General features: G+C 43.7%; 4 protein-coding genes. 1 reads left to right on the forward strand and 3 read right to left on the reverse strand.

Going from position 1 to position 4,849, the window contains the following annotated elements; genetic code table 11:
* Window positions 1-715 precede the first annotated feature (715 nt).
* The 3 genes from KTE19_RS12845 to KTE19_RS12855 are packed head-to-tail and all read right to left on the reverse strand — an operon-like array spanning window position 716 to window position 3,551.
* Window positions 716-1,585 carry an alpha/beta hydrolase gene (locus tag KTE19_RS12845; RefSeq protein ID WP_217342442.1) on the reverse strand — a complete coding sequence of 290 codons (870 nt, stop codon included), beginning with the start codon at window positions 1,583-1,585 and terminating at the stop codon, window positions 716-718.
* Window positions 1,582-2,814: a PTS transporter subunit EIIC gene (locus KTE19_RS12850; RefSeq protein WP_249778663.1), complete on the reverse strand. Its 1,233-nt coding sequence runs from the start codon at window positions 2,812-2,814 to the stop codon at window positions 1,582-1,584. Before KTE19_RS12850 ends, KTE19_RS12845 begins: the two co-directional genes overlap by 4 nt.
* Before the next feature lie 32 nt (window positions 2,815-2,846).
* Window positions 2,847-3,551 carry a B3/B4 domain-containing protein gene (locus tag KTE19_RS12855; RefSeq protein WP_217342443.1) on the reverse strand — a complete coding sequence of 235 codons (705 nt, stop codon included), beginning with the start codon at window positions 3,549-3,551 and terminating at the stop codon, window positions 2,847-2,849.
* A gap of 179 nt (window positions 3,552-3,730) precedes the next feature.
* Here KTE19_RS12855 and KTE19_RS12860 point away from each other — a divergent pair, with 179 nt between their 5' ends.
* The gene (locus KTE19_RS12860) at window positions 3,731-4,705 is read left to right on the forward strand and encodes a 2-hydroxyacid dehydrogenase family protein (RefSeq protein WP_217342444.1); all 975 of its coding nucleotides are present in this window, start codon (window positions 3,731-3,733) and stop codon (window positions 4,703-4,705) included.
* The last annotated feature ends 144 nt before the right edge of the window (window positions 4,706-4,849 follow it).

Here is a 4,849-nt window from a genome sequence, read left to right on the forward strand (position 1 = left end):
CCCTGTAGAATACAGGAATCAAGCCATGGTAGCTTAAATCAATATCTAAACTTGTCTAACTTTTCTGTTGCACTTCATAATTGATGAACTCCTTTAGTAAATACGTTTTTTCAAAGCACTTAATCGGACCGTTGCTAATCTGAGATTTCAAGAAAACCATCACCTTTCATTTAGATTTGGAAAACGCTGGGGACACTGAGAAATTAATAATGTGTGGGTGTGGGTATTCGGTTACAGCGCTGAGGACAGCTCCTCCAGGCAATAACCTGCACATAAGCACCACAAACAAAAATCCAAAGGCGGGATTTCTGCTTGTGGAGACTTATGTTTCGGTTATTAAACGCCTGGATCCGCTCACTCCATAAAAATAGGCGTCCCTAATTCAGCGTTAACTGAATTAAGGGCGCCTATGTGCACTTTACCACCTTATATTTGCAGTTATATCACTACAACTGCCTTTCACGTAAGGCCTCAAAAGGCGATACGCTAACACGATAATGGGTGTCACCAATGCACGTTACTTAATTTCTTCGGTGCATCGCTCAAAAGGGATTTTCACACTTTTTGTCCTGCCTTCTCCCACCAAACAAGGCTCGCTTTCGGATGTAAAAATGCTACTCAACTTTCTCACAGCGTTCTCTCATTAATTTAACGTTTATCTTAGACGGTTACCGTGGCGATGTCAATAGGGAAAACTGAAATTTCGCTTAAATCACTAATGAAGTTCTGGTTCATTCGGTTGAACTCGGTATCGCCGCTTAGCCGTTAACATATAGTTGTTAATCAGACTCACGATTTGGCGATTCTGGGGGAGATCTGAATGTTGGGCATCCGACCCTGACACGGTCACCGTTGTAAAGTGCTTCACCTGACCTTGAAAAACGTAGCGGCTGGCCATCACACTCATTAAAGGAACGATCCCATCAGAGGTATAGTTTTGTGTCCCAGCGACCGAATAGACATTTAAAGTAGTGGGCAGTTCCCGCCGATTTTTGATGAGGTCAGATAACATCTGGGTTTTATTATTAATGCTACGTTCATTGAAATTAAATGGTGACCCAATCGTCATCAGCTTTGTGACTTGAACCTCATTGGCATACTGCGAATAATCCTTTTCAAGAAAAACGGTAAAAATTAATCCACCATTAGAATGACCAACCACTTCAAACCGGCTAAAACTCAAACGCTTATTTAAAGCCTTAAAGGCAATGTTAAATTGACGCGCCTGATTCTTAATGTTTGAATAACCGTCTTGATTATTTTCAAATCCGACGACAACAATTGGCGCGCGATCCCGGGGGCGGATTTGACCAGAAAACGTTAACTGATCGTTTTTAGCCACTCGAATCTTCAGTAAACTATGAGGATTTCTTCGATTCATGTTTAAGGCTTTGACTAACGAGTCAAACCGGTTCTCTGTCGCCGAACTTCCCGGAATCATGATCAGTGGAACTAACGTTGAATTATGACGCTGGGCTAATTGTGAAACGCTTTTTCGCGACCATTGAAGCGATACAACGATCACAGCGATAACCATAACAATGCTTATTAGAGCGACTACCCAATGTTTTTTCTGCCATGTCATTTCAACTCACCCGCACTTTTTTGCACCCTTTCAGCCAACTTGATAAATGGCGCGTACATTAAAACATCAATCACAATTAAGAAGATTCCCAGTAATAATGATACCCAATTACCATTTGTTCCTAAAAAGGCGATTAAGGGTCCCGGCGTACCTGCTGGAACTGGATAAACAGCCGCTGGGAGCCAATGTAGCGCCAAAAGCGTCGCAGCAATTGTCATATTAACGACGGGCACTAGAATAAATGGCAATAGAAAAATCGGATTAAATAAGACTGGAATCCCCACCATCATGGCATAATGGCTATTAAAAACGGCTGGAAAGATTGACCACTTCGAGACAGTTCGGCTGTCCGCTCGTTTTGAAAAAATCAAAATGGTAATAATCAAAGCTAACATCACGCCATTACCGCCAAAGTTAGCAAAGCTGTGAAATAGCGTGGTATCAGTGTATAGGTGAGGGGCATTCCAAGGTGATCCCGCTTTTAAAGCATGATTTAAATTCGCAATTGAGGCTGGATCCGTGAACGTCGGGTTGGCTGTAAACGGTCCCCCAATTCCAATCCAAGATAACAATTCCGTTAACGCCCCCATCATTAAGACAAAGGCCAAAGTATGCCCTGACGTTGGCTGTGGCCCACTAACCGTCAGAATTGAAAGAGCCCCCGTTCGCCTTAAAAAACTCATCAGCAAGTTCACACTAAGGGCTAATGCAAAAATGAGGGCTAGCCGCCACATCATTTCTCCCCAATCAGTCTGCTGATTTTTAAACGCAATCAAAATTCGACCACAAACATAGCCAACCAACACACCCACTAGTAACCCTTCTGCCATTAAAGGCAGATTAAAGGTAACTCTACCACCGCTTCGAGGTTCAAACGCAATCATCAAGAACGCTAGTAGTCCTATTAAACCCGCGCTTGGTGAAGATTGCCGCCGATACACTTTAACGGTAAAGTAAGAAGTCCCATAAGCACTATACAAGCCAACCATTCCAAGCGTACAGTGATAGACCGTCCCCATTAAAACTGAAAGCTCTCGGTCGAAAGGCAACCATTGAGGGACATTAAAAATTGTCGCGACATACCCACTGGCAGTCAAAAAAACAAACTGTAAGACCTCAGCTGAACTCCCAAGTAAAATCACTGGGAATAACAATTGAAAAGTTTGTTCGATTACCTGGACGACTTTACTGCGATAAGCGCTAGCTGTTAGCATCAATAATCGATTCATTTTTTAAGACCACCCTAATGAAGATCAACTTTTTATTTATAAGTCACCATCGGCTGATTGCGAGCCACATACTGGATCTTTGCCGCAGCTCCCAAATACTTCTCAATATTGCCGGTCAATTCTGTCATTGCCCGCTCATGGTTCTCCCGCCACTCCGGCTTCAAACATTCCGAATACATCAAAATATCAGTTGAATCGTCCGTGGCTTCGACTCGTTTGGCATCCCGCCACGCCCAACAACGGCTGGTAGCCCCTTCATCATCTCGATAAATGACTTCGCCGGGTAAGGCGGGGTCTTCCTCATCTTCACCGATTGCAGTAAAAGGTTCGCCGCCCCTGGCAACTTCCAGACTAATCCCACCTTGAATTTTATTCAGGTCAAGTGCCCCAATCGGAAACCCCGTTCGCAAAGAAATCGCGTTATAGATATCCACTAAGGGATCAATGCTGCGGACTGGATTGCCTTTCTTAGCCCGCTTTAACAGGTTCTCAACCGCAAACCGCGCACCCTTCTTTGTTTTGAACTTTTTGAAAGCTTCTCGCCATTCATGGATCAGTGGGTTAGCGCTAATTGGTTCATTGGGAATTAGATCCTCAACCTGATCATTGGCTTCTGCCAACAGTTCCGGTGGCATTTGTCCCTTATCATGATTATCCAAATTGTGAACCGTAATCACCGCAATTTTGACATCCGGAAAAATTTTCCAAAAGCTTGGTTGGGCAGTAAATTGGCTCATCTTATTCCACCTCATTTAATGATTTCAGCATTACCACACTTCATCCCTTATTTTAATTCAGTTATTCACAATGAACAAATCAAAAGTCAACTTTAGCCAGCTCAAAGCGTAAACGATTCCATTCATCACCTTAAATGACCTATAATGAAGTTGTATATAATTTAAGGAGGAGACAGAATATGGCAAAGATTTTAATTGCGGGACGGATTCCTGAACAGGCATTGAACATTTTAAAAGATGCCGATTTAGACATTGATGTATTTGACGATAGCGGTGCATTGATCACCAAGGATGAGCTCATCAAACGCGTGGCAGATAAGGACTTCCTGATCACCCCATTGTCCACTCAAGTTGATAAAGACGTGATTAACAGCGCCCCAAATCTCAAATTAATCGCCAATTATGGCGCTGGCTTTAACAACATCGACACGGATTACGCCAAATCAAAGGGCATTCCAGTCACCAACACCCCCAAGGTCTCAACTACGTCAACTGCGGAAGTCACTTGCGGATTGATGATTAGCTTGGCTCATCGAATTGTCGAGGGCGATAAGTTGATGCGTGAAGAAGGCTTTTCTGGTTGGGCTCCCCTCTTCTTCCTCGGTCACCAATTGGCCGGCAAAACGTTAGGTATTATTGGCATGGGCCAAATTGGTCAAGCCGTTGCCAAACGAATGCACGCCTTTGACATGAACATCCTATACAGTCAGCGGAAGCAACTCGATCCGACCGTGGAAGCCCAGTTAGGCGCCAAGTTTGCCCGTGTTGATGAAGTCATTGAGAACGCTGACGTCTTAACCCTCCACGTACCGGCAACCCCAGCTACCCACCATATGATCGGTGCTGAACAATTCCGGGCAATGAAGGACAGTGCCATGTTAATTAACGCCTCCCGGGGTCCAGTTATTGACGAAGGCGCCCTTTATGAAGCCTTATTAAATCATGATATTGCTGGGGCAGCGCTCGATGTTTACGAGCATGAACCTAAAGTTGATGATGGCTTCAAGTCACTCAAAAACGTCATTTTGACACCGCATATCGGTAATGCAACGGTGGAGGCCCGTGATGCAATGGCTAAGATTGTCGCAAAGAATACGGTAGCGATGAATAAAGGTGAAAAACCTGATTATATTGTCAATGATGTGACCCTTTAGTCCATCTGAATAGTAAGCCATCAATCAAAAAAGGAGCCAGTTCCAATCAAAATTCGCATGAATTTTTGGGTCTAAACTTTCTGGTATTGATGGAAATCATCAATGCCAGTTTTTTTATCCAGAATAAATGGGACATCACTGTCC

The organism is Lentilactobacillus dabitei, assembly GCF_019061365.1.
Taxonomy (GTDB): Bacteria; Bacillota; Bacilli; order Lactobacillales; family Lactobacillaceae; genus Lentilactobacillus; species Lentilactobacillus dabitei.

Excerpts from the sequence above, each read along its gene's own strand:
- KTE19_RS12855 (WP_217342443.1), bottom strand. The coding sequence starts at position 3,551 with ATGAGCCAATTTACTGCCCAACCAAGCTTTTGGAAAATTTTTCCGGAT.
- KTE19_RS12845 (WP_217342442.1), bottom strand. The coding sequence starts at position 1,585 with ATGACATGGCAGAAAAAACATTGGGTAGTCGCTCTAATAAGCATTGTT.
- KTE19_RS12850 (WP_249778663.1), bottom strand. The coding sequence starts at position 2,814 with ATGAATCGATTATTGATGCTAACAGCTAGCGCTTATCGCAGTAAAGTC.
- KTE19_RS12860 (WP_217342444.1), top strand. The coding sequence starts at position 3,731 with ATGGCAAAGATTTTAATTGCGGGACGGATTCCTGAACAGGCATTGAAC.